This is a genomic window from Pseudomonas sp. (assembly GCF_048265905.1).
Taxonomy (GTDB): Bacteria; Pseudomonadota; Gammaproteobacteria; order Pseudomonadales; family Pseudomonadaceae; genus Aquipseudomonas.
The window spans coordinates 108,922-131,038 of the sequence record NZ_JBLXAP010000009.1 but is presented as its reverse complement, the minus strand read 5'-3'; the positions used below and the strand labels follow the sequence as shown (position 1 = coordinate 131,038).

Genomic DNA, 22,117 nt, shown 5'->3' with positions numbered 1-22,117 from the left:
TGTGGAGCTACCGATGTGGAGCAGCGCTATGCATGAATTAATTCTCGGCGGTGCTCGCTCTGGCAAAAGTCGCCTGGCCGAACGCGTGGCTGTGGAGTCGGGGTTGGCGGTGACTTATATCGCTACCAGCGAACCGCTTGATGACGAGATGAGTCAGCGCATTGGCCATCATCGCCAGCGCCGCCCAGCTCATTGGCGCTTGATTGAAGAGCCTTTGCAGTTAGCCAAGATACTGCAGGAAAATGCTGCAGCTGATCGCTGTTTACTGGTTGATTGCCTGACGCTGTGGCTGAGTAATCTGCTTATGTTGAACGATGATGTGCGCATGCAAAACGAGATTGATCAGTTGCTGGAGTGCATCGAGGTACTCCCCGGACGAGTGATTATGGTGAGCAATGAAACCGGCCTTGGTGTGATTCCGCTCGGTGAGTTGACCCGGCGTTATGTCGACCAAGCGGGCTGGCTGCATCAGGCACTCGCTGAACGCTGCCAGCGCGTGGTGTTTACTGTCGCCGGTTTGCCAATGGTGCTCAAAGGAGCTGCGTCTTGAGTGAGTCATGGTTGCAGCTTGCTTGTTGCCCGTTGAATGTAGCGGCGCAGCAAGCGGCACTAGATCGTCAAGCACAGTTGACCAAGCCTGCCGGTTCATTGGCTCAGCTTGAGCTGATTGCGGTGCGTCTGGCTGGCTTGCAAGGACGAGAGAAACCTGCGGTTGAACGTATCTGGATCAGCATCTTCGCGGCTGATCACGGAATTGCCAATGAAGGTGTCTCGGCTTATCCGCAAGAAGTTACCGGACAAATGCTGGGTAATTTTGTCGGCGGTGGCGCAGCCATTAATGTACTGGCGCGCCAACTGGCCGCACAGCTTGAAGTGATTGATCTGGGCACGGCGACTGCACTTGAGGCGTTACCCGGTGTACGTCATCTGGCCTTGGGCGCGGGTACGCAGAGTTTTTTACATGGCCCGGCGATGTACCCTGAGCAAGTAACCCAAGCGCTGAATGCAGGGCGTGATGCTGTGCTACGCGCGCAAGCTGCGGGTACTGAGCTGTTTATCGCAGGCGAGATGGGCATTGCCAACACCACTTCCGCCTCGGCGCTGGCCTGTTGGTTGTTGCAGTGTGAAGCGTCAGCGGTGGTCGGTCCCGGCACCGGCTTGAATGCTGAGGGTGTCCGGCATAAGACTCAGGTGATCGACACGGCATTAGCGCTGCATCGCCCGCAGATAACTGATGTGGTTGATGGCTTACGGCGTTTGGGCGGCTTTGAAATTGCTGCCTTGGCGGGTGCTTATCTGGCCTGTGCGCAGCAAGGCATCGTAGCGCTGGTCGATGGTTTTATCTGTACAGTGGCCGCCTTGGTCGCGCAGCAGTTAAATGCGGATTGTGGGCACTGGTTATTCTTCGCCCATCAGGGCGCCGAACCGGGGCATGGCAAGGTGTTGCAAGCGCTCAATGGCCAGCCTTTGTTGAATCTGGGTTTGCGCCTGGGTGAGGGCAGTGGTGCGGCCTTGGCAGCACCGCTGCTGCGCATGGCCTGTGCGCTGCATAACGATATGGCGACATTCGCTGAGGCGGCTGTTTCTGGGCGATCAGCATGACATTGCAGCTGGATTTACTGCGTCATGGTGAGACCGAGCAAGGCGGTGGCTTACGCGGTTCGATTGACGATGCATTGACCATCACTGGTTGGGCACAATTGCGTGAAGCACTCGCAGCTGCGCTGAGTGAACAGCAGAGCCAGCCGCTGTGGGATCGCATCGTCAGTTCACCGCTGCAACGTTGCGCCCGCTTTGCCGAAGAAGTTGCCCAGGTGCAGGGTATTCCTTTGAGTTTCGATCCTGCCTTGCAAGAGTTGCATTTCGGTGACTGGGAAGGCCTTAGCAGCGCGGAGCTTATGCAGCAGGACGCTTCTGGGCTTGGGCAGTTTTGGGCTGATCCTTATGCGTTCACGCCCCCAAATGGCGAGCCACTGAGCCAATTTGAAGCGCGCATATTGGCCAGTGTGCAACGCTTGCAGCAAGCCCATTCCGGCGAACGCATTTTAGTGATTACCCACGGCGGAGTGATGCGCCTGTTATTGGCGCAGGCGCGCTGCTTACCGCGCAGCGATTTAATGCAGGTCAGTGTTGACCATGCGCAGCTGGTTAAACTGGCGGTGGCGCTGGACGGAAAATTGCGTGAGCGTATATGCAAGAATTCATGATCGCACTGCAGTTCTTGACCCGCTTGCCGATCACGCTGAAGCAAATGCCCAGTGTTGAGCAAAATGGTCGTTCAGCACTTTATTATCCGCTAGTTGGCCTGCTGATTGGCTCAGTATTGCTGCTTGCGCAATACCTGCTGGACGGCGTGCCTACGCTGTTGCAAGCCGCACTGCTATTAAGCATATGGGTGGCTATCACTGGCGGTTTACATCTTGATGGACTGGCCGACAGCGCTGATGCCTGGGCGGGTGGTTTTGGCGACAAGCAGCGCACACTTGAGATCATGAAAGATCCGCGCAGTGGCCCGATTGCCGTGGTGGTTTTGTTGCTGCTGTTGCTACTCAAGTTTGCCGCGCTGGTTGCCTTGCTCGATGCTGGAGCGAGTTCTGCGCTGTTGTTGGCTCCGCTTCTGGCGCGTAGTGTGTTGCCTTTACTGTTTTTAACCACGCCTTATGTGAGCAAGGGCGGCTTGGGTCAGGCATTGTCGACACATTTGCCGCGTCAGCAGTTGCTGTGGTTGTTGGCGGCAGTCGTCGCGTCGGTGTTGATATTTATTCCTGGCGCTTGGTTGGCCGCGTTAACAGCTGGGGTGGTTTTTGTTCTGTGTCGCTGGCTTATGCTCAAGCGCCTTGGCGGTACGACTGGCGACACTGCCGGGGCGTTGCTCGAGACAGTGGAGTGCACGATAGTTGTGGTCTTGGGCTGCGCCGTTAGCTGACCGACATTTCGAAGGATTTGCCCGTGTCTGAGAAAATTATCATCGCCGTGGTTGTTATCGTTTCTCTGGCGGCGCACTACTGGCTCTATCGTTGGGTGAAATTCAAGATTGACGAAGGCGTTGTCCTCAAGTGCCTTGAGGATGCCAGAACCGCTTCAGATGAGGCGCACCTGAGCAGCCAGTCGATTGCCCAACATACGCAGATGAAACTGCAACGCGTCGCGATGGTTTGCCAGCAAAGCCCTAAAATTCAACACGCACCAGGCACTGAAGACACTTGGCAGCTTGCCTAGCGAGGGCAGCCTTCAATTACTCGTTATTCGGCTCAATTTAATTTGCTTTTCGGTTGGTGCGGGTATATACCCGTATCCATGTTATCTACTCAATGCTTATGTACTCAGTTACGCCGTGCGACGCGCGGTGTCAGCAAGTTATATGACGATGCGTTAAGCGCTATCGGGATCAATGTCGCCCAGTATTCGCTGCTTAAGCATTTGCAGCGCCTTCAACAACCAAGTATCAGTGATCTTGCACAGGCGTTGGGGCTCGACCGCAGCACGCTGGGGCGCAACCTGCGCGTGCTTGAGGCAAAAGGCTTGGTCGTGATGCAAGGGGGAGCCGATCAGCGCAATCGTATCGTCATGTTGAGTGCGTGCGGGGAGCAGGTAATCGAGGCGGCGTTTGCTGCATGGCAAGGTGTCCAGCAGTTACTCGTCGAGCGTATGGGGGCAGAACAGGTCGATGAATTGAGCAACTTGCTCAATAAGTTGCAAACGTTCGACTCGAACCCCGATTGACCGCAGGTCACTGCGTATCCAGGAATTAATATGAATAATGTGTGGCGCAAAAGTGGCTGGATAATGCTTGGGGCTTCGTTGATTCTCGCGTTGTCGCTTGGGGTTCGACATGGTTTTGGCTTGTTCTTGCCGCCGATGAGCGCGGAGTTTGGCTGGGGGCGCGAAGTCTTTGCCTTTGCAATTGCCCTGCAAAACCTTATCTGGGGTCTTACCCAGCCGTTTACCGGTGCTATTGCCGACCGCTTTGGCGCGCAACGTACGGTGATTATCGGCGGCGTCCTGTATGCGCTGGGTCTTGGCTTGATGGGCTTTGCCGACTCACTTTGGTCGCTGTCGTTGAGCGCTGGTTTGCTCATCGGCATGGGCCTGTCCGCCACTTCGTTTTCAGTGATCTTGGGCGTGGTCGGGCGTGCCGTTGCGGTTGAGGATCGCAGCATGGCGATGGGGATCGCCAGTGCCGCTGGCTCGTTCGGTCAGTTTGCTATGTTGCCGGGCACGCTCGGTTTGATTAGTTGGTTGGGCTGGTCATCTGCGCTATTGGCGCTGGGCATGCTGGTTGCGCTGATCGTGCCACTGGCGAAGATGATCAAGGACGCTCCAATCCCTGTGCAGTTAGGCGAGCAAAGTTTGCTTGAGGCGCTGCGTGAAGCCAGTTCGCATTCGGGGTTCTGGTTATTAGCCTTGGGGTTCTTTGTCTGTGGTTTTCAGGTGGTATTTATCGGCATACACCTGCCAGCGTATCTGGTCGATCAGCATTTACCGGCGCTGGTCGGTACCACGGTATTGGCGCTGGTCGGCCTGTTTAATGTATTCGGGACCTACACCGCAGGTTGGCTCGGCACCTCACACTCCAAGCCTCGTCTGCTGAGTGCGTTGTATTTGGCGCGCGCGGTGGTGATCGGCGCCTTTATCTGGGCGCCTCTGACGGTGTGGAGTGCTTATGCATTCGGCATCGCCATGGGTTTGCTCTGGTTATCAACAGTGCCTCTTACCAACGGCACGATTGCCACAATGTTTGGCGTGCGCAATCTGTCGATGCTGGGCGGTATCGTCTTTTTGTTTCACCAACTGGGCGCGTTTCTCGGCGGTTGGATGGGCGGCTATCTGTATGACAAGACAGGCAGCTACGACCTGGTCTGGCAGATATCAATTGGTTTGAGCCTGATCGCCGCTGCGCTTAACTGGCCCGTGCGTGAGCAGCCGGTTGCACGTTTACAGAATATTCAGGCCGCGACATGAATAAACCGTGGTTGATCCGCGCTGGCCTCGCTATTGCTGGGCTGTTACTGCTTGGTTTGATTTGGTGGGGCTGGCATCAGGGCGGCTTGGCTGTGTTGCAACTGGGGGTGGGTATTTGCTGAGGTTCGCTGGCTGCAGGTTGTAGTCTGCGGACTGTCGCGGGCGTGGGAAGGCTTGAGTGGGTTGGATCGGTAGATTTGCGCGGCTTTCTTGTTTTTATTTGTGCCGCGCAAATTGAGTGCTTAGCTGCTGCGAATCAGAAGCGGTAAGTCACCTGAGCACCCAGACCGTGGGCGCTGTTTTCATAGGTAGAGCTGTAGTTACCGCGCAACGGGTCGCTGTTGTCGAGCTTGGCGTCGTCTTCTTTCAGGTAGGAGTAAGCCACGTCGATGGTCATGTCATCGGTCGGGCTCCAGCCAGCACCCAGGCTGAAGATTGTGCGGTCGCCCGTTGGGATACGTGGCGAGCGGTGAGTGTTGTTGGCGGGCGACTGGTCAACAGCCAAGCCAGCACGAAGCACCCATTGCTTATTCAGCTTGTAGGCAGCACCAACGGCATGCGCCCAGGTGTCGTGCCAGTCTTGCTCTTCGCTGATGGTTTCAAACGGAGCGCCGACGCCTTCGTTGTTGACCGTGATGTCTTCCAGACGGCTCCAGCGCGTCCAGGTGCTGCCAGCGTAAACGGTCCACTGATCGTTAATATCATAGGTCAGGGACATGTCGACAGACTCAGGCGTGGTGATGTCTAGGCCAGCGTCGTACTTGCCTTGGAATCCGCTCAGGAGGCTGCCATCGGGCACGGATACCTTGGTGTCGCCATCAAGCTCGTAATCAACCTTCGAGTGGTACGTCACACCAGCGCGTACATGCTCGTTGAATTCGTAGAGCACACCCACGTTATAACCAATGGCAACATCGTCACCCTTGATTTTGACCTTGCCGTCCTCAGGCGTGAAGCTTGGGATTTTCGAGGTCAATTCGCCAGAGATGTGGTTGATGGTCGGACCAAAACCGATCGACAGATTGTCATTGAAGCGGTAGCTGACAGTTGGCTGCAGGGTGATGACTTGAACTTCACTCTTGTCACCAAAATAACGTCCTTGGAAGTCGCTCTCGTAATCCGTTACCAAGCCAAACGGTACATACATACCGATACCAAAGCTGACTTTGTCGTCGATTGGCTTGACGTAGTAGCCCATAGGCACGCCCACGACAGGCACCATATCGCCGTCGTTGCTGCCATTGAGGCTGCCATCGGCGTTTTTGATGTCGGTTTTAGCGAAAATCACTGCAGCACCCGCCGACACTTGTTCGCGCTTGAGGCGTGACATGCCTGCAGGGTTGCCGTACAGCGTGGTGGCGTCGTCAGCAGAGGAAGATCGGCCAGCAAAACCAGTACCCATGCCGCTGATGCTTTGCTCGTTGAGGGCAAAACCGCTGGCAAGGCTGTAGCTGGATGCGACACTGATGGCTAAGGCCAAACTGCTTTTTAGAATTTTTTGGCTCACGGAGGACTCCAAAGGGTAGCTGGGGAGCGCAAGCTAACAGGCTTTTTAGGCGTTTGCCAAGGGCAAAAGTTCAGTAAAAAAATCGGGTTTTGTAGGACAATTTGCACTGTTGTGCTGCTATCTTCGTCGAATGTGAACAGGCGTACACTGAGTTTATAGAGCTAAAAGCCTGACTATTCGGACAGTTTGGCAAATAGGTCAGGCGACTTGATCAAGTTGGCCGATACAGCGTTGCCAGGCATCGATAAAATCTTGCGCGCGCCCCGTTGGTCGAAAAACATGGCGCCAAATTGTTGCCATGCCATTCAGGTCATTAACTTCTGGCAGGGTGCGGTGTTCGATTTCAATCAGCATCCAGGCAATAGCTGTTGCGTACCGCAGGTTCACTGTGAGCTCTATATGCGGTGCATCAAGGAATGCATGCTGGCTGGCAAGCCCGCGGATTTGGCTGGCAAGGTCCGGATTAAAGGCGAGATGGCAATCCCAGAGTTGCTGATGACGTGCTTCGGTTATGCGAAACAGACCATGTCCCAAGTTGTCATCCAGCTCCGAGCAGAGGCTCGATTGACTGGCTGCGGCGCCCAGGAGCAGGGCTTCGGCAGCAGGTGAGTAGTGGCCCAGGTAGACCAATGTTGGGCGAATAACGTGCTGGCTTAGTTCACAGGCCGCAATTCCCATACCATCCTCACAAAGTAGGAAACCGGTAGGGCGGGGCGCTTGGCAACTGGTTGTTCGTACAAAGGCTCTACCGGGAGCGGGGTTAGCCGCTCATGTTGAAGTGTAGTGCGACCTTTGAGCTGTAAAGGACTGTTTTTAAATTGTTTTCTTCGATCGAAAATTACCTATATATCACTTGGTAATTAGTAGACCCGCTTATGTAGCGGGTTTAGGCACCGCTAACAGTGGTTAATCGCCAGTGGCTACGGGCCGTTGCTGGTCAGTGATCCACTCACTCCATGAGCCTGCATAGAGTGGCGCCAGTGGATAACCTGCCAAGCACAGGCTAAACAGGTTGTGGCAAGCCGTTACGCCTGAGCCACAATAAGCAACCAACTGCTCAGCAGAGCGCTGCCCGAGTAGATCGCTGAAGCGCTGACGTAACTGAGTCTCCGGTAAGAAGCGCCCGTCACTGCCAAGGTTGTCGGTGAACACCGCGCATTGGGCCCCTGGAATATGGCCAGCCACCGGGTCGAGGGGTTCTACTTCGCCTTTGAAGCGCGGCAGCGCTCGGGCATCGAGCAAGGTCATCTCGGGTGTGTTCAGGCGTGCTTGCAATTGCTCGGCTGTGAGCACCATCGCGGTATCTGGCTGGCCGCTAAACGTACCTGAACTGACAGATTGCGTCTCGCCAGTGATCGGCAAACCTGCCTCGCACCAGGCTTTGAGGCCGCCATCAAGTATGAAAACCCCTTCGCGCTTGCCCAACCATGCCAATAACCACCAGGCTCTTGCTGCATAAGCACTTGGGCCGTCATCGTAAAGAATGACTTCACTGTGATTATCCAAACCAAGCTCAGCCAGTCGCGCAATCAATTTCTCGGGTTGCGGCAGCGGGTGGCGGCCGGTAATGCCTGCTTTAATCTCTCCGGATAAATCATCTTCGAGGTCTAGAAACTGTGCGGCCTTGATATGCCCTTGTGCAAAGCTGCGCTTGCCGTAACCGGTGTCATCGAGGGCGAAGCGGCAATCGAAAATACGAATGTCCGGGTTTTGCAGGCGATCATCAAGTTGTTGCGCACTGATCAATTGGGCAATAGGCATATGGGAGTTCTCGGGCTGGAGAGTTGCAAGAGTTCAAGAGTTCAAGAGTTAAGGCACACTGCTTGAACAGACATCAAGCGAATAAGCTTTTTATCATTGGTGCAGGAAAACTGAAACGTATCGACGCTGTCAAACTAGCTATCGTGGAAGCTGATCATCAATCAGCGCTTTAGCGTTGGCCAATGGCGAGGTGGATAAAATGCTGACAATTAAACCGAGTGAACATACCAATGTCATTGAGTTCGAGCTCGATGGCGGTTTAAGTCGTGAGGAATTTGATATGTTGGCTGCACGCATTGAGCAGGTCATTAGCGAGCATGGGCATGTGCGCATTATCGAGGTGGTCAAGCATGTGGGCGCGATCTCCCCATCTGCGCTATGGGCTGACTTTAAATTTGCCCCCAAGCACCTTAAAGACTTCTCGCATGTGGCAATTGTTGCCGATCAAAAATGGATTGGTTGGTTTAGCGAGCTGGTTAAACCCCTGATGAAGGCGCAGATTCGTAACTTTGGCCTGGATGAACTTGATGAGGCGCGCTACTGGATTCGTAACGTCTCAGATAATGCATGATCGACGATTACCCTTTTAACCACGAGAGCGAGTGTAATGCAGCCACAACCTCTGATTGCAGTTGCTGATGTGCCCGCCAGCAGCCTCTGGTACCAGCAACTGCTTGCCTGTAAGTCAGCGCATGGTGGGGCAGAGTACGAGCAACTGGTTAATTCGCAGGGTCAGATGATTCTCCAGCTTCATGCCTGGGATGCGCATAATCATCGGTACTTGGGCGACAGCAGCCTGGCTTCGCGTGGTAATGGCATGCTGCTGTGGTTTCAGGTCAATGACTTTGCCGCCGCACTGGTACGTATTGCCGCCCTGCAAATCAAGGTGCTGCAAGGGCCGTTGTTGAATCGGAACGCGCAGCATCGAGAGGTCTGGTTACGCGACCCTGACGGCTACACCGTGGTATTGGCCGGGCAACACGGCGAGCTTTAAGCTTCATAGCGTTTTAAAGCCTGGCGGCGCTGCTGTATGGTGCGCGGCATTCAATATTGTCTACACGCGAGTTGCCGATGAAACGCTTTGTGTTGCTGGATACCGCTCCTATTCCTCAAAGCAGTTCAGCCTTGTGCCTGTTTGAGTATGGCGAAGACTTTGTGATCAAGATTGCCGGCGGTGATGGCGGGCAGTTGATGAATACCCGGATGCACGGCTCGGAAGATGCGTTGGCGGCGATCCCTTGTAAAAAGGTCGCTGGCAGACCTGAGCCGCGCGTGCTCATTGGCGGATTGGGTATGGGCTTCACACTGGCTTCAGCATTGTTGCACTTGGGTAAAAACGCCGAAGTGGCCGTGGCGGAACTGGTACCGGGTGTGATTGAGTGGAATCGAGGCGCGCTAGGCGCGAAATCAGGTTATCCAATCAATGATCCGCGCACGCGCATCATTGAGGACGATGTAGCCAAGGTGCTCAACGCCGCGAAAGATGACTATGACGCAATCATGCTCGATGTCGACAATGGCCCTGAAGGGCTGACGCAAAAGAGCAATACCTGGCTGTACTCGATGGAAGGTTTGCGTCAGTGCCACAAAGCCTTGCGCACCAAAGGCATGCTCGCTGTCTGGTCCTCGAGTGCTGACCGCAAATTTTCCGAGAAAATCGCCAAGGCAGGTTTCAAAGCCGAAGCGGTGCAGGTGTATGCGCACGGTAACAAAGGTACGCGCCATACGATTTGGATTGCTGAAAAATTGGGGTGAGCGTCGACAGGCTGTGAGCCACAAAAGGCCCAAGTGCAGGGCCTTGTGTGATTTTTATTAGCGGATTTTCAGTTTGCCGATGCGGTCGTTTTCAAGGCTGCCAAGATACAAATAGTCACCGACTGGTTTAGCTGACGTGACCATGCTCAGATGGCTGCCGCTGGTGTCGTGCAGACTCCGGATTATTTCGCCTTGCTCGTTAATGGCGACCACCAGTCCATAGCGCGTGGCCTTGGGCCAGAACATGCGCGGCAACTTGCTGATTTGCGCTTTTAGCCATGGATGCCGGTGGAGGAAATCAGCATCAGCTTTGCGTGGCGAAGGCATTGCAACCCAGAAGGTACCTGCATGGTCGCTTTCAAGGTTGTCGGGCAAGCCGGGCAGGTTGTCGATGAACACATCATGGTTACCCGCCTTGTCGCCTTTGAGCCAGTAACGGCTGATGCGGTAGCGATAGGTTTCGTTGACCAGCACGAAGTCTTCTTGGGTGGATAGCGCAATGCCGTTGGCGAAGTACAAATCCTTGAGCAGGACTTTGGTCTCACCGGTACTCGGTGTGTAACTGAGCAAGCGGCCCCAAGGACGCGCTTCCAGCAGGTCTAGCAGGTAGTCGGGTTGAGCAAAGCGTGAACTGGCATCGCTGAAGTAAATCGTGCCATCGCTGGCGATAGCCAAGTCATCGGTAAACATAAAGGGTACGCCACCAGCGCTGGTGGTGAGGACTTTGATAGTGCCCTTGGGGTCAATCGACAGCAGGCCTTTATAGGCGTCGGCGACAATAAGGTTGCCAGCGGCATCGAAGTCCATGCCCAGCGGGCGGCCATGTGTATTGGCAAAGGTGTCGACCGTCTCGCCGTCAATGCGCACAACCCTGCCGTCTGCCAGGCCTGCATAAACGCGGCCTTGTGCATCAACTGCGGTGTCTTCCGGGCCATGAACCTTCCCCTTGGCGATTAACTGCGCCTTCATCAATGTGTCATTTGGCTCAAGTACACCGGTCATAACTGGCGCTTCAGGTGCTTGCCAAGCGACTGGATTGATCGGGCTGGGCGTTACGTCGAGGAAGATCGCAACGCAGGCGATCAGCACTATTAAAAGACCAAACAGTGTTTTCATTATTATTTTCCGTGTTGAGTGATGTGCGCAGCACGTTGAAACTAACCGGCAGACTACAGGTTTCGAGGCGAAGGTTGCGCCGACTATGCAGCACTTTGTGGTTACATCATTCAGCCAGATAGTAAGCGTTAGCGCGCGGCTGTGTTGGTGATTTTCAGCAATCAACAACGATCATTACGGGGTCATATGCGCTTGCATTGGTCGACCACGCCCCGATATGTGGCGCGGGCATATATACTGCCTGTCATTCAGCATGGGAGAGCCGCGTGGCGATTGATATTCAGTGGATCAGTGACAACCAGAGCTTGGCTCAGTACTGCACGCAATGGCAGGGTTTAGCATTTGTAGCATTGGATACCGAGTTTATGCGGGTTGACACTTTCTACCCGATCGCTGGCCTGATTCAGGTTAGCGAGGGTGAACGTGCCTACCTGATCGATCCGCTGCTGATTAGCGACTGGACGCCATTCGCGGCGCTGCTCGAAAACCCTGAGGTGATCAAGGTTGTGCACGCCTGCAGTGAAGACCTTGAGGTTTTCCTGCGCCTGACCGGCAGCTTGCCAGCGCCGCTGTTTGACAGTCAGATTGCCGCGGGCTACCTCAATCTTGGGTTCTCCATGGGCTATTCACGTTTGGTAAAAGCCGTACTGGATATTGAGCTGCCGAAAGGCGAGACGCGTTCAGACTGGCTCAAACGTCCGCTTTCGGAGACACAAGTCAGCTACGCCGCGGAAGATGTATTGCACTTGGCGCATGTCTACCGTGAGCTGCAAGCCAAGCTATCGCCTGAGAAGGCCCAGTGGGTGCTGGAAGACTGCGCTGACATGGTCGCTAACCTTGGCCGTGAAGTTGACCCGCAAGAGGCTTATCGTGACGCCAAGCTGGCGTGGAAGCTGTCGCGTGCGCAGTTGGCGGTGTTGCGTGAGTTGTGCGCTTGGCGTGAGCGTGAAGCGCGGGCGCGTAATCAGCCGCGTAATCGAATCCTGCGTGAGCATTCATTGTGGCCGCTGGCAAAGACTCAACCGGATAATCTGCAGAGCTTGGCCCGTATTGAAGAGATGCATCCAAAGACGGTGCGTCAAGACGGCGAGTTTATTCTGCAATTGATCAAGGATGCCGCGGCGCTACCCGCCTCAGAGTGGCCAGAAGCTTTGCCTGAGCCGCTGCCGATTGAGGCATCTGGAATCCTTAAAAAACTGCGCGCCATTGGCCAGCGAGAAGCTGAGCGTCTGGACATCGCGCCGGAGCTGATGCTGCGTAAGAAGATCCTCGAGGCACTGCTCAAAAGTGGCTATCCAACCGGGCCGTACGAATTGCCTGAGTCCCTTACCGGCTGGCGCCGTGAGTTGATGGGGCAAGCATTATTAGATCGTCTGGCTAAAATCAGCGAAGCCAAAGAAGAGGAAAGGGTGTGAAGCGCATCTGCAATATTTACAAGAGTTCGAAACGCAATGAGATGTACCTCTATGTGCTCAAAAGTGATGAGCTCAAGCGGGTGCCTGAATCCCTGATGGCTGCATTTGGTACGCCAACCTTGGCTTTCAGCATGATTCTTACCCCTGAGCGTGCGCTGGCCCGTGAGGATATTCATCAAGTGCTGGAAAACCTTGATAATCAGGGGTATCACTTGCAGATGCCGCCGCAAGAAGAAGACTACATCCAGCATCTACCCGAAGAGTTATTGCGTCGTAATGACCCTGTATAGGTCGAAAACACCATGCGCGTACTGATCGCTGAAAAATCCCATGCCATTTACGCCGAACTGCTCAAGGCCGAACTGAGTGCCAACTCGCATCAGCTTGAGCTGGTTGGTAGCGATGACCCACAAGGCTTGCCAGCCTTGGCTGCTGATTGCCAAATCTGGCTGGGTCAGCCTGATTTGCTCACAGGCTTACTGCGTGAAGGGCTAAAGCCGCAGTGGCTGCAATCGACATGGGCGGGTATCACGCCTTTGCTGGCGGATGATTTGCCGCACGACTACTTGCTGAGCCGGGCGGTTGGCATTTTCGGCCAGGTCATGGCTGAGTACGTGCTCTGTCACATGCTTGCCCATGAACGACAGATTTTTGCTCAACAAGCCGCGCAGGCAGAGCAGCGCTGGCGCGGAGAGTTACCGCACAGCCTGGCTGGACGACGGGTATTGATTGTGGGTTGCGGCGATATTGGCCACAGCGTTGCCCAGTTTTTGGCGCCTTTAGGTGTCGAGCTGTATGGCATTGCCAGTCAAGCACGTGAGCAGGCGCCGTTTATTGAGGTGGCGGCAATCTCTGAGCTGGCGCAGATGGCGGTACAAGCGGATTATCTGATTAACCTGCTGCCAGATACGCCAGCGACCCACGATATCTACAATGCCAGGCTATTTGCTCAGCTCAAGCCAAGAGCAGTGTTTATCAATGCGGGACGCGGCGCTGCAGTGGTTGATGCAGATTTAGTCAACGCCCTACAGACTGATCAATTAGCGGCGGCAGTGATCGATGTTTGCCGAGTTGAGCCGTTGCCAGCTGGCCATATGTTCTGGACAGCGCCACGTTTATTGCTGACCGGGCACAGTTCTGCGCCAACGCAACCGTCATTGATGGCCAAGCTGTTTGTCAGCAATCTGCAGCGGTTCAAGGCGGGGCAAGGGCTGCAGGGGCAGGTTGATTTTTCTCGCGGTTATTAACCTCCTGCCAAATCCAGACTAGGCTTAAATATCAGAATCGGTACAAATGCTTGGATTCATGCGGCCAAACCTTGGCTAAATACCAGCTTGGGCTTGGTCGCGAAAGGGCGCCGCGTTAGACTGCCGGCCTTTTCGCACCTCACTCGTAGTTTTTTGCCATGGCCGCTAAAGTCGAACCCTTCTGGAAACGTAAGACCCTCGAACAGCTTGACCAGGCTGAGTGGGAGTCGCTGTGCGACGGTTGTGGACTGTGCTGCCTGCAAAAGCTTGAGGATGAAGATGACGGCAGCGTCTATTACACGCGCATTGCCTGCAAGCTGCTTGATCTAGACAGCTGTCGCTGCACCAATTACGAAAACCGTATCAAGTTCGTGCCCGACTGTATCCAGCTGACGCCAGCTCAGGCTGATCAATTCCAATGGCTGCCGCCGACTTGCGGTTACCGCTTGGTCAGTGAAGGTAAAGATCTGCCGCTCTGGCATCATTTGGTATGCGGTGACCCGCAAGCGGTGCATGTTGAGCGTATTTCGCAGTCTGGGCGCATGCTCAGCGAAAAAAACGTCGCTGAAGATGACTGGGAAGACTATTTGATTTTTCGCGCGGGCTGATTTCTGCGCAAATAAATCACTGCTACATTCGCTACTCTTTTAATGATCGCTTCGGGCTCGGTGATGGAATTGCCGGGCCAGTGGTTTGTCTATGATTTGAACTGACCTCGTTTGCCATGGAGTTGCCCTGTGATGTCGATTCGTCGTGTATTGCTGTCTGTTGCATTGTTAAGTTTTGGCTCACCGTTATGGGCCGCCAATAAGGTTGATCTGGATTACAACGTACGATTCGTACCAGAGAGTGAATTGGCTGAAGTCAGTATCTCTCTGGATAAAGGCGAGGCTATCGACCAGCTTTCTTTCAACTTGGGTGATGAACAACGCTATTCGGATTTCACCACTGAAGGCGGTGAGTGGTCTCAAGAAAGCGCTGAGCGCGGTATCTGGAAACCGGGGAAAGGCGAGACCAAGCTCAGCTATCGGGTGAAAATCAGTCATCCGCGCAATGACGGCAAGTTTGATGCGCGTATGACCGAAGACTGGGCACTGTTTCGTGGCGATAATCTGATACCCAGCGCAGCGATGCAGATTCAGGATAAAACCGATCTGGTCGCACATCTGACCTTCAAGCTGCCAAAAGGCTGGCCAAGCGTTGAAACTGGCTGGCCACGGGTGGGCAAAAACAAATTTCGAATTGATAACCCACAACGCAAATTTGATCGGCCAACCGGTTGGATTCTGGCGGGCAAAATCGGCACTCGGCGGACTAAGTTAGGCGAAACCGATGTGACCATTGCTGCGCCAACTGGTGAAGGTATGCGGCGGATGGATATGCTGACCATGCTCACTTTCGTCTGGCCAGAAGCCCAGGCCGTGTTCCCACGGGATCCGAAAAAGCTGCTTATAGTGGGTGCTAATGATCCGATGTGGCGTGGTGGCCTGTCTGCGCCTAACTCCTATTTCATGCATGCCGAGCGACCTGCGGTCAGTGAAAACGGTACCAGTTCGCTGGTACACGAATTGGTCCATGTATTCACCCGCATCAAGGACACTGACAAGAGCGATTGGATCAGCGAAGGTTTAGCTGAGTACTACGCAATAGAACTGGTGCGTCGTGCTGGCGGTATGACGGAAGATCGCTACCAGAAAGTACGTGAGCAACTGATGAAGTGGAGCAAATCGGTCAAGACACTGCGCACTGAAAACTCGACGGGGCCGGTGACTGCCCGTGCGGTGTTGATGTTGCAAGACCTGGATCGTGAAATCCGCAAAGCCACCAATGACCGTAAACAACTGTCGCTGGATGACGTGACACGCGGCCTGATGCGCCTCGACAAGGTCAGTACCAAAGACTTTATCGAGATCAGCGAAAACGTCATGGGCAAGGCTTCGGACGTGCTTGATACCAAGCTGCTGAAGAGCAAATAGACGCAGCCATGGATTTCAGGGTGGGTAACGCTTTTCACCCACCTTTGGCTGTCGTGCTCAGTGGCTTGGTGGACAAGCTTCGCGTTGTCACACCCTACGGATTGCTTTTGTAGGGTGGGTAACGCTTTTTTACCCACCGTCCGGTGACGCGAATACTTGGCTGATGGCGTGCGATCTTGGTGGACAAGCTACGCGTTGTCACACCCTACGGATTGCTTTTGTAGGGTGGGTAACGCCTTTTTTACCCACCGTCCGGTGACGCGAATACTTGGCTGATGGCGTGCGATCTTGGTGGACAAGCTTCGCGTTGTCACTCCTACAGAGTTGTGCCCTTAGAATTTTGGGCCGGACTTGGTGTTATTCCCTTTGGCCATACGGTCATACAGCACCACATTCACCGTCGCTGCAAGGTTCATGCAGCCTTGTGTGGGGATATACACCACATCTTCGCACCAGGCGCGAATCTCTTTGTTGAGCGAGCCGTCTTCTGGGCCAAAGATATAAATCGCGCGGTCCGGATGGGTGTATTCCGGCAAGGAATGCGCACCATCGACCAATTCCACCGCGACGGGGGTGCAACCCAGCGGGATGATTTTCTGCAGGTCATCGATGTTGATCAACGGGATATCAAGGTGCACGCGTTTGGTGTCGGTGACAAAGTCTTTGGCGCGGTCATAGCGGGTGCCGGTATAAAACACGCTGCTAACGCTGTAGCAGCCTGCAGCCCGCATGATAGAGCCGACGTTGTCCGGTGACTTCGGGTTGACCAAGCCAATGCAACTGTATCGTTTGTTCGCCACAGCTTGTGCCCTTTGCGCAAAAGGCGCTGATTATACGTGCAGTTGCGCGCGGGTGATTACTCTTTGCTTTTAAGCAACGCGGCCAAGTCAGCAAAAGGGTTGTGCGTGACCTGCGCTTTTTTCGGTGATCCGGTCGATGAGTCCGAAAAGTACTGCTGGTCGGTGTAGCGCGAATGCTCGTTATCGTGACAGAACAGGCAGAGCAATTCCCAATTGGAACCGTCCTGCGGATTGTTGTCATGGTTGTGGTCGCGGTGGTGAACGGTTAACTCGCTCAGGCGCTTGCCAGCGAATTCGCGCGCACAACGGCCACAAACGTGCGGATACATTTTCAATGCTTTGTCGCGATAGCCTTCTTCACGGCTGCGCTGGGCGTCAGCAAGGATACGGTCGAGCTTGGCGGTGGCGGGTGGCTTTTGCGAATTCATGCAGATTGTCCGAGAGAGTGGCCTTGCTCATTAGTTTAGCGCCAGTGATGGCTAACGAGAACTGTCTTGATGATCTGCCGTCTAATGTAAGCGATAAGCACTACACTGAGGCCAGAGGCTTTGGAGGTAAATATGCGTGTTAGCAAGCCTATTATTACTGCTCTGGCGCTGAGCCTATGCGCTACGGTCATGACGGCTCAGGCACAAAATTATGGAACGCTGGGTGCTGGCAGTTCCGGCAGTTCCGGCAGCTCGCCCGGCAGCGCCAACCCGCAACCTTACGAGCAACCACGTTTACGTTCTGCGCCAAGTGGCGCGCCAGCCAGCAGCCCGCGCTTACTCAATAATTCGGTTAATCAGCCCAGCCTTCAGCAACGGCCAGCCACCACCTTGAGCCCGGCGGATAAGCCAATACCTGAGCTTGAAGAGCAACTGCAGCGCAACCGCGAAGGGCTAAAGCAAGAGAAAAAATCCGAACAGTAGGATGGGTGACGCTTTTTCATCCACCATTGGCTGGCGTGTTTAAGTGCGTGGTGGACAAGCTTCGCGTTGTCGCACTACGGATGATGTCTGTTGCGTAGGGAGGACAGCGCTTTTCTGTCCGCCATTTGCGGCGCGAAATAGGGTTGTTGTGCGGTTTGCGGTGGACAAGCTTCGCGTTGTCACACCCTACGGATGGTGTCTGTTGCGTAGGGAGGACAACGCTTTTCTGTCCGCCATTTGCGGCGCGAAATAGGGTTGTTGTGCGGTTTGCGGTGGACAAGTTTCACGTTGTCACACCCTACGGATGATGTCTGTTGCGTAGGGAGGACAGCGCTTTTCTGTCCGCCATTTGCGGCGCGAAATAGGGTTGTTGTGTGGTTTGCGGTGGACAAGCTTCGCGTTGTCGCACCCTACGAATTGGGTGCTTAGGTTTTAAAGCTGCTGCTCTACAAGTTGTCCATCCATCATGCGCAAGCGTTTGGACATAGACACGGCAATCGCTCTGATCAGTTTGGCGGCCGCTCGCGGGGTTTCGCTGATCATCTTTTCCAACGAATCCCGTGATAAAACCACCAGCGTGCAGTCACTTACGGCCACGCAGCTGGCCGAGCGGCGCTCGCCATCAAGCACGGCCATCTCACCGAAGGCGCGGCCTTTACGCAGCTTGGCAATTTCAACATTGTCGCCACCAGAATTGGTCTTGAAGACCGATACGGCGCCGAAATGGATCACGCACATAAAAGTACCAGCTTCACCTTCGCTGCATATCAACTGCTCAGGTGCATACTTGCTGATGCTGAAATAGCCAGCCGCAGCCAATACATCAGCAGGATGCAAGCTATTGAACAGGCCGCAGTCGAGCAGCATGTCGCGGATTTCGTTGATCAAGTAAGAGCTGTCAGTCATGGTCATGTCAGGGCAGATTCAGTGGTTGGCGCAAGCATGCCAGTCCTGTGATTAACAGGCTGTGAACGCCCGCACAGGCGGGTGCTCACAACTTGCTCAGGGGTGGCTAGCCAAGCTGCAGAACCTTGAACACAAATGCGTATTCCAAGGCGACATCCTTGAGTGCCTGATAACGCCCGCTCATGCCGCCATGACCGGCATCCAATTCGGTTTTCAGCAGCAATAAATTATTGTCGGTTTTGCTTGCGCGCAGTTTGGCCACCCATTTTGCCGCCTCCCAATATTGCACACGGCTGTCGTTGTAGCCTGCAACCACCAACATGGCCGGATAGGCTTGAGCGCTGACATTCTCATAAGGGGCGTATGCCTTGATGGTTGCATGCACCTCGGGCTGGTTTGGATCGCCCCATTCGTCGTATTCGGTCACGGTTAATGGCAGGTCCGGGTTGAGCATGGTGTTGAGCACATCGACAAACGGCACTTCAGCAATGGCCGCGGCGAACAGATCGGGCCGCTGGTTCAGCACCGCGCCCATGAGCAGGCCGCCAGCACTGCCGCCGCTGATCACCAGTTGCTCGCTACGGGTGTAACCGGCAGCGCATAAGTGCTCGGCGCAGGCGATAAAGTCATCAAAGCTGTTGTGTTTGTGCTCAAGTTTGCCTGCGCGGTACCAGGCTTCACCCAGTTCACCACCGCCGCGAACATGGGCGATTGCGAATACTACGCCGCGATCCAGCAGGCTCAAACGTGCATGTGAGAACCAAGGATCAAGGCATTCTCCATAGGCGCCGTAACCGTAGAGATACAGCGGGCAGGGCGTGCCGATCAGGTCTTTGCGTGCGACCAGGCTGATTGGGATTTGCTGTCCATCCGCCGCCGTGGCCCAGACCCGTTGGCTGACATATGCATCGGCATCAAACGGGCCTTCGACCGGGGTTTCCTTGAGCACCTGTTGCTCACCTGTAGCCAAGTTCAACTGACGAACCTGGGCGGGGCGATTCAGCGCCTCATAGCGCAGGCGCATGTTGCAGCTGTCAAACTCGAGCGCATCTTGTACGTACAGACTGTAAGCTGCATCGGGCAGGCTGACGCGGTAGGTCGGTGAACCTTGCGGGCTGACTTCAATTATCGGTAAACCGCCTTCACGCAAGCTCAGAAGCAGGGCGTTGGCATTGAGTGTCATGCCATCAATCATTACATGTTCATCATGGGCGCGCAGTTCAATCCAGTTGTCGCGGGTGAAACTCTGCTCAGTCGCATGGTAAAGCGCAAAGTTGATACCGCTTTGATTACTGCGAATAAACCATTGCCACTCGCCGTTAAACAGGCCGTGGTCAACGTCGTATTCGTGGTCTTCCTGGCGCGGGGCAACGCAGCTAAAGGCCTGCGTGGGTGTTTCGGCATTCAATACCCAGGCTTCGCTGGTGGTCTTGCTGCCCATCATCAGAATCAGCTGGCGTTCGGATGAGGCGCGGTAGCAGTGCAAAAAGAAACGCCCATCCGGCTCGTGAAATACCAACTCGGCCTTATCACTGTCCAGAGTGGTGCGGTAGAGCTTGTGAGGACGATGGGTGTCATCCAGTTCGACAAAAAACAACGTTTGACTGTCGTTGGCCCAAGTCATGCTGCCGTCGCAGTTTTCAAATGTCAGGGTCTGGATGCTGTTGTCGCTGAGTTGTTTGACGTGCAGTTGATAAATTTCTTCACCGCTGGTGTCGGTGCTGTACGCCAGACGCTGATGATCGGGACTGATGCTAAAGGCGCCGAGGGAAAAGAATCCACCGTCTGCCAGTTGGTTGGGGTCGAGCAACAGTTGCTCGCTGCTTTCATCGACAATATGCGAGCCATCTGCCGGGCGTTTGCAGCGGTAATGGCGAGGGTACTCATCACCTGCTGTGGTGCGCTGGTAGTACAGATAGGGGCCCCAAGGGGACGGTAGCGATAGATCTGTTTCGCGGATTCGGCCTTTAATCTCTTGGAACAGCTGCTCGCGAAGCTCGGCCTGATCGCTTAACTGGGCTTCAAGGTAGTCGTTCTCGGCATGTAAATACTGGAGAACGTCATCGCTATCGCGGTTTTCCAGCCAGCGATAAGGGTCGCTACCAGTTTCACTGCGGGCGATAGGGGCGTTGGCCATGAATAACTCCAGAATCATTGAGTGCCGACGGCAGGGGCGCCGTAAAGCGTAAAAGTCGCTATCATAAGCGTCACCTTACAACGCCCGCCATCTTGCCAGGGATTTGCCACATTATGTTTGAGAACGAAAACCTACTCGCCTGGGCCGTCTACGCCGTTGCTGCGCTGGGCTGCTTATTGGTTTGGTTCCGTTTAACCAGCTGGATGTGGCGTTATGTGCGCGAACCATTGCGGGTGCTTGTTGCGGTCTTGTTGTTCAGCCCGACCATTGTTGACCCGAGCAAAGAGCTATTTGCTCCGGCGATTGCCGTCAGTGCCTTGGATATTTTGTTCAAAGTCGGTAACAACCTGTGGCGCGCAGTGGCGGATTTAGCCCTCTACGGCATGATTGCCTTTGCCGCCTACCTGATTTTCGTGGCGGTTCGCTGGCCGATCGAGCGCTGGTGGAAAGAGCGTCGCCAAGCCAAGCTTGAGCCTCAAGACGAAAGTGATCCGCGCACCCTGCGTGAGATTATGGATGATGGTGATGCCGAGCCAAATTACGCTCAACATGATCGCCATGGCATGCGTGTAGAGCCAAGACTCTAGCCCCGGCCAAGCCGCCTGTTAATAGCAGGCGGGCCTCATAGGCACCAGCTGACAGGTTTGCACCTTTTAGTGTGCCAATAGGAAACCTGAGCATAAATCTAGCTGCAAAAACTATCGCTGTATGCATAGGGCGCGCGACTGCTGAGTGTCGTCTGGGCTAATCTTGTGCGCAATGCACAACGCATCATTGCGAGGCGCTAAATAGTGCGTCCATGTCATTACAACGGTTGGAGAAAACAGGATGTGTGAACTGTTGGGCATGAGTGCCAACGTGCCGACTGATATCGTTTTCAGCTTTACCGGGTTGATGCAGCGCGGTGGCAGCACCGGTCCGCACCGGGATGGTTGGGGGATCGGTTTTTATGAAGGGCGCGGCCTGCGCTTGTTTCAAGATCCAAGCGCTAGCTATGAATCGGAAGTAGCAAAGCTGGTGCAGCGTTATCCGATCAAGAGTGAAGTGGTGATTGGGCATATTCGCCAAGCCAATGTTGGCCGGGTTTGTCTGGCCAATACCCATCCCTTCGTGCGCGAGATGTGGGGCCGTAGTTGGTGTTTTGCCCACAATGGCCAGTTGGCGGACTTTGCGCCCGAGCTGGGCTTCTATCAGCCCATTGGCGATACGGACAGTGAGGCGGCCTTTTGCGATTTGCTCAATCGGCTGCGCACTGAGTTTCCCTGTGCGGTTGATGTCGAGCAGATGCTGGCGACCTTGGTGGAGGCCTGTGTGGCTTATCGGCGTAAAGGGGTGTTTAACTGCTTGCTCAGTAATGGCGATTGGCTATTTAGCTTTTGTTCAAGCAAGCTAGCGCATATTACCCGTCGCGCACCTTTTGGTCCGGCACACTTGACGGATGTTGATGTGCAGGTCGATTTTCAGTCAGAGACCACACCCAATGACATTGTCACCGTGTTGGCGACTGCGCCGCTGACCAATAACGAAGACTGGAACCTATACCAGCCGGGTGAATGGCGTTTGTGGCGTGCCGGGGAATGTATCGCACAAGGTATGGCGGATTAACCAAGAATAAAGGGGAGGG

General features: G+C 54.6%; 27 protein-coding genes. 19 read left to right on the top strand and 8 right to left on the bottom strand.

The features are described from left to right. Window positions 1–28: 28 nt before the first annotated feature. The 8 genes from cobU (at window position 29) to ACN0UH_RS13670 (ending at window position 5,084) form a co-directional block, all read left to right on the top strand. Window positions 29–550, top strand: coding sequence for a bifunctional adenosylcobinamide kinase/adenosylcobinamide-phosphate guanylyltransferase (gene cobU, locus ACN0UH_RS13705; protein WP_417662570.1), 522 nt, complete (start codon window positions 29–31; stop codon window positions 548–550). Further along, window positions 547–1,602, top strand: a complete 1,056-nt coding sequence (cobT, locus tag ACN0UH_RS13700; RefSeq protein ID WP_417662569.1) for a nicotinate-nucleotide--dimethylbenzimidazole phosphoribosyltransferase — start codon at window positions 547–549, stop codon at window positions 1,600–1,602. The genes cobU and cobT overlap by 4 nt, the downstream gene beginning before the upstream one ends. After that, entirely contained in the window at window positions 1,599–2,207 is a 609-nt protein-coding gene (gene cobC, locus ACN0UH_RS13695) for an alpha-ribazole phosphatase family protein (protein WP_417662568.1), read from the top strand. The genes cobT and cobC overlap by 4 nt, the downstream gene beginning before the upstream one ends. Continuing rightward, window positions 2,192–2,926: an adenosylcobinamide-GDP ribazoletransferase gene (locus tag ACN0UH_RS13690; RefSeq protein ID WP_417662567.1), complete on the top strand. Its 735-nt coding sequence runs from the start codon at window positions 2,192–2,194 to the stop codon at window positions 2,924–2,926. Before cobC ends, ACN0UH_RS13690 begins: the two co-directional genes overlap by 16 nt. A gap of 23 nt (window positions 2,927–2,949) precedes the next feature. Then, the gene (locus ACN0UH_RS13685; protein ID WP_417662566.1) at window positions 2,950–3,219 is read left to right on the top strand and encodes a hypothetical protein; all 270 of its coding nucleotides are present in this window, start codon (window positions 2,950–2,952) and stop codon (window positions 3,217–3,219) included. Between the two features lie 78 nt (window positions 3,220–3,297). Further along, window positions 3,298–3,723, top strand: coding sequence for a MarR family winged helix-turn-helix transcriptional regulator (locus ACN0UH_RS13680; protein ID WP_417662565.1), 426 nt, complete (start codon window positions 3,298–3,300; stop codon window positions 3,721–3,723). A 30-nt stretch (window positions 3,724–3,753) separates the two neighbouring features. Further along, window positions 3,754–4,962 carry an MFS transporter gene (locus ACN0UH_RS13675; protein ID WP_417662564.1) on the top strand — a complete coding sequence of 403 codons (1,209 nt, stop codon included), beginning with the start codon at window positions 3,754–3,756 and terminating at the stop codon, window positions 4,960–4,962. After that, the gene (locus ACN0UH_RS13670) at window positions 4,959–5,084 is read left to right on the top strand and encodes a hypothetical protein (protein WP_417662563.1); all 126 of its coding nucleotides are present in this window, start codon (window positions 4,959–4,961) and stop codon (window positions 5,082–5,084) included. The genes ACN0UH_RS13675 and ACN0UH_RS13670 overlap by 4 nt, the downstream gene beginning before the upstream one ends. A gap of 134 nt (window positions 5,085–5,218) precedes the next feature. Here ACN0UH_RS13670 and ACN0UH_RS13665 read toward each other — a convergent pair whose 3' ends face one another. From ACN0UH_RS13665 to ACN0UH_RS13655, 3 genes are all read right to left on the bottom strand, one after another. Then, window positions 5,219–6,469 (bottom strand): OmpP1/FadL family transporter, encoded by a 1,251-nt coding sequence (locus ACN0UH_RS13665; protein WP_417662562.1) that lies wholly within the window; start codon window positions 6,467–6,469, stop codon window positions 5,219–5,221. Between the two features lie 198 nt (window positions 6,470–6,667). Further along, window positions 6,668–7,147, bottom strand: a complete 480-nt coding sequence (locus tag ACN0UH_RS13660; RefSeq protein WP_417662561.1) for a hypothetical protein — start codon at window positions 7,145–7,147, stop codon at window positions 6,668–6,670. Window positions 7,148–7,375: 228 nt separating this feature from the next. Beyond that, on the bottom strand, window positions 7,376–8,230 hold the full coding sequence (locus ACN0UH_RS13655; RefSeq protein WP_417662560.1) for a sulfurtransferase: 855 nt from the start codon (window positions 8,228–8,230) through the stop codon (window positions 7,376–7,378). Between the two features lie 199 nt (window positions 8,231–8,429). Here ACN0UH_RS13655 and ACN0UH_RS13650 point away from each other — a divergent pair, with 199 nt between their 5' ends. The 3 genes from ACN0UH_RS13650 (at window position 8,430) to ACN0UH_RS13640 (ending at window position 9,985) form a co-directional block, all read left to right on the top strand. After that, on the top strand, window positions 8,430–8,801 hold the full coding sequence (locus tag ACN0UH_RS13650; protein ID WP_417662559.1) for an STAS/SEC14 domain-containing protein: 372 nt from the start codon (window positions 8,430–8,432) through the stop codon (window positions 8,799–8,801). A gap of 36 nt (window positions 8,802–8,837) precedes the next feature. Further along, on the top strand, window positions 8,838–9,224 hold the full coding sequence (locus ACN0UH_RS13645) for a VOC family protein (protein ID WP_417662558.1): 387 nt from the start codon (window positions 8,838–8,840) through the stop codon (window positions 9,222–9,224). A 77-nt stretch (window positions 9,225–9,301) separates the two neighbouring features. Continuing rightward, window positions 9,302–9,985 (top strand): spermidine synthase, encoded by a 684-nt coding sequence (locus ACN0UH_RS13640; RefSeq protein ID WP_417662557.1) that lies wholly within the window; start codon window positions 9,302–9,304, stop codon window positions 9,983–9,985. Between the two features lie 57 nt (window positions 9,986–10,042). Here the strand turns inward: ACN0UH_RS13640 and ACN0UH_RS13635 are convergent, their stop codons facing one another. Further along, entirely contained in the window at window positions 10,043–11,101 is a 1,059-nt protein-coding gene (locus ACN0UH_RS13635; protein WP_417662556.1) for an SMP-30/gluconolactonase/LRE family protein, read from the bottom strand. Between the two features lie 266 nt (window positions 11,102–11,367). On the opposite strand from ACN0UH_RS13635, the gene rnd reads away from it, so the two are divergent. The 5 genes from rnd (at window position 11,368) to ACN0UH_RS13610 (ending at window position 15,739) form a co-directional block, all read left to right on the top strand. After that, window positions 11,368–12,516: a ribonuclease D gene (gene rnd, locus ACN0UH_RS13630; RefSeq protein ID WP_417662555.1), complete on the top strand. Its 1,149-nt coding sequence runs from the start codon at window positions 11,368–11,370 to the stop codon at window positions 12,514–12,516. Further along, a complete protein-coding gene (locus ACN0UH_RS13625; RefSeq protein ID WP_417662554.1) occupies window positions 12,513–12,806 on the top strand; it encodes a YcgL domain-containing protein in 294 nt (97 codons plus the stop codon). Before rnd ends, ACN0UH_RS13625 begins: the two co-directional genes overlap by 4 nt. Window positions 12,807–12,818: 12 nt before the next feature. Continuing rightward, window positions 12,819–13,763 carry a D-2-hydroxyacid dehydrogenase gene (locus ACN0UH_RS13620; protein ID WP_417662553.1) on the top strand — a complete coding sequence of 315 codons (945 nt, stop codon included), beginning with the start codon at window positions 12,819–12,821 and terminating at the stop codon, window positions 13,761–13,763. Window positions 13,764–13,921: 158 nt separating this feature from the next. Beyond that, window positions 13,922–14,371 carry a YcgN family cysteine cluster protein gene (locus ACN0UH_RS13615; protein ID WP_417662552.1) on the top strand — a complete coding sequence of 150 codons (450 nt, stop codon included), beginning with the start codon at window positions 13,922–13,924 and terminating at the stop codon, window positions 14,369–14,371. 132 nt (window positions 14,372–14,503) lie between these two features. Next, window positions 14,504–15,739 carry a hypothetical protein gene (locus tag ACN0UH_RS13610; RefSeq protein WP_417662551.1) on the top strand — a complete coding sequence of 412 codons (1,236 nt, stop codon included), beginning with the start codon at window positions 14,504–14,506 and terminating at the stop codon, window positions 15,737–15,739. A gap of 332 nt (window positions 15,740–16,071) precedes the next feature. Here the strand turns inward: ACN0UH_RS13610 and ACN0UH_RS13605 are convergent, their stop codons facing one another. After that, window positions 16,072–16,539, bottom strand: a complete 468-nt coding sequence (locus ACN0UH_RS13605) for an RNA methyltransferase (protein WP_087516370.1) — start codon at window positions 16,537–16,539, stop codon at window positions 16,072–16,074. 56 nt (window positions 16,540–16,595) lie between these two features. Next, entirely contained in the window at window positions 16,596–16,967 is a 372-nt protein-coding gene (locus ACN0UH_RS13600; RefSeq protein WP_087516371.1) for a YajD family HNH nuclease, read from the bottom strand. A gap of 132 nt (window positions 16,968–17,099) precedes the next feature. Between ACN0UH_RS13600 and ACN0UH_RS13595 the strand changes: the two genes are divergently transcribed. Continuing rightward, on the top strand, window positions 17,100–17,450 hold the full coding sequence (locus tag ACN0UH_RS13595; protein ID WP_417662550.1) for a hypothetical protein: 351 nt from the start codon (window positions 17,100–17,102) through the stop codon (window positions 17,448–17,450). Between the two features lie 432 nt (window positions 17,451–17,882). On the opposite strand, the gene ACN0UH_RS13590 is transcribed toward ACN0UH_RS13595, so the two are convergent. Both ACN0UH_RS13590 and ACN0UH_RS13585 read right to left on the bottom strand, forming a co-directional pair. Then, window positions 17,883–18,356 carry a cyclic nucleotide-binding domain-containing protein gene (locus tag ACN0UH_RS13590; protein ID WP_417662549.1) on the bottom strand — a complete coding sequence of 158 codons (474 nt, stop codon included), beginning with the start codon at window positions 18,354–18,356 and terminating at the stop codon, window positions 17,883–17,885. A 106-nt stretch (window positions 18,357–18,462) separates the two neighbouring features. After that, entirely contained in the window at window positions 18,463–20,493 is a 2,031-nt protein-coding gene (locus ACN0UH_RS13585) for a S9 family peptidase (RefSeq protein ID WP_417662548.1), read from the bottom strand. A gap of 113 nt (window positions 20,494–20,606) precedes the next feature. On the opposite strand from ACN0UH_RS13585, the gene ACN0UH_RS13580 reads away from it, so the two are divergent. Both ACN0UH_RS13580 and ACN0UH_RS13575 read left to right on the top strand, forming a co-directional pair. After that, window positions 20,607–21,080, top strand: coding sequence for an MFS transporter (locus tag ACN0UH_RS13580; protein ID WP_417662547.1), 474 nt, complete (start codon window positions 20,607–20,609; stop codon window positions 21,078–21,080). A 241-nt stretch (window positions 21,081–21,321) separates the two neighbouring features. Next, a complete protein-coding gene (locus tag ACN0UH_RS13575; RefSeq protein ID WP_417662546.1) occupies window positions 21,322–22,098 on the top strand; it encodes a class II glutamine amidotransferase in 777 nt (258 codons plus the stop codon). The last annotated feature ends 19 nt before the right edge of the window (window positions 22,099–22,117 follow it).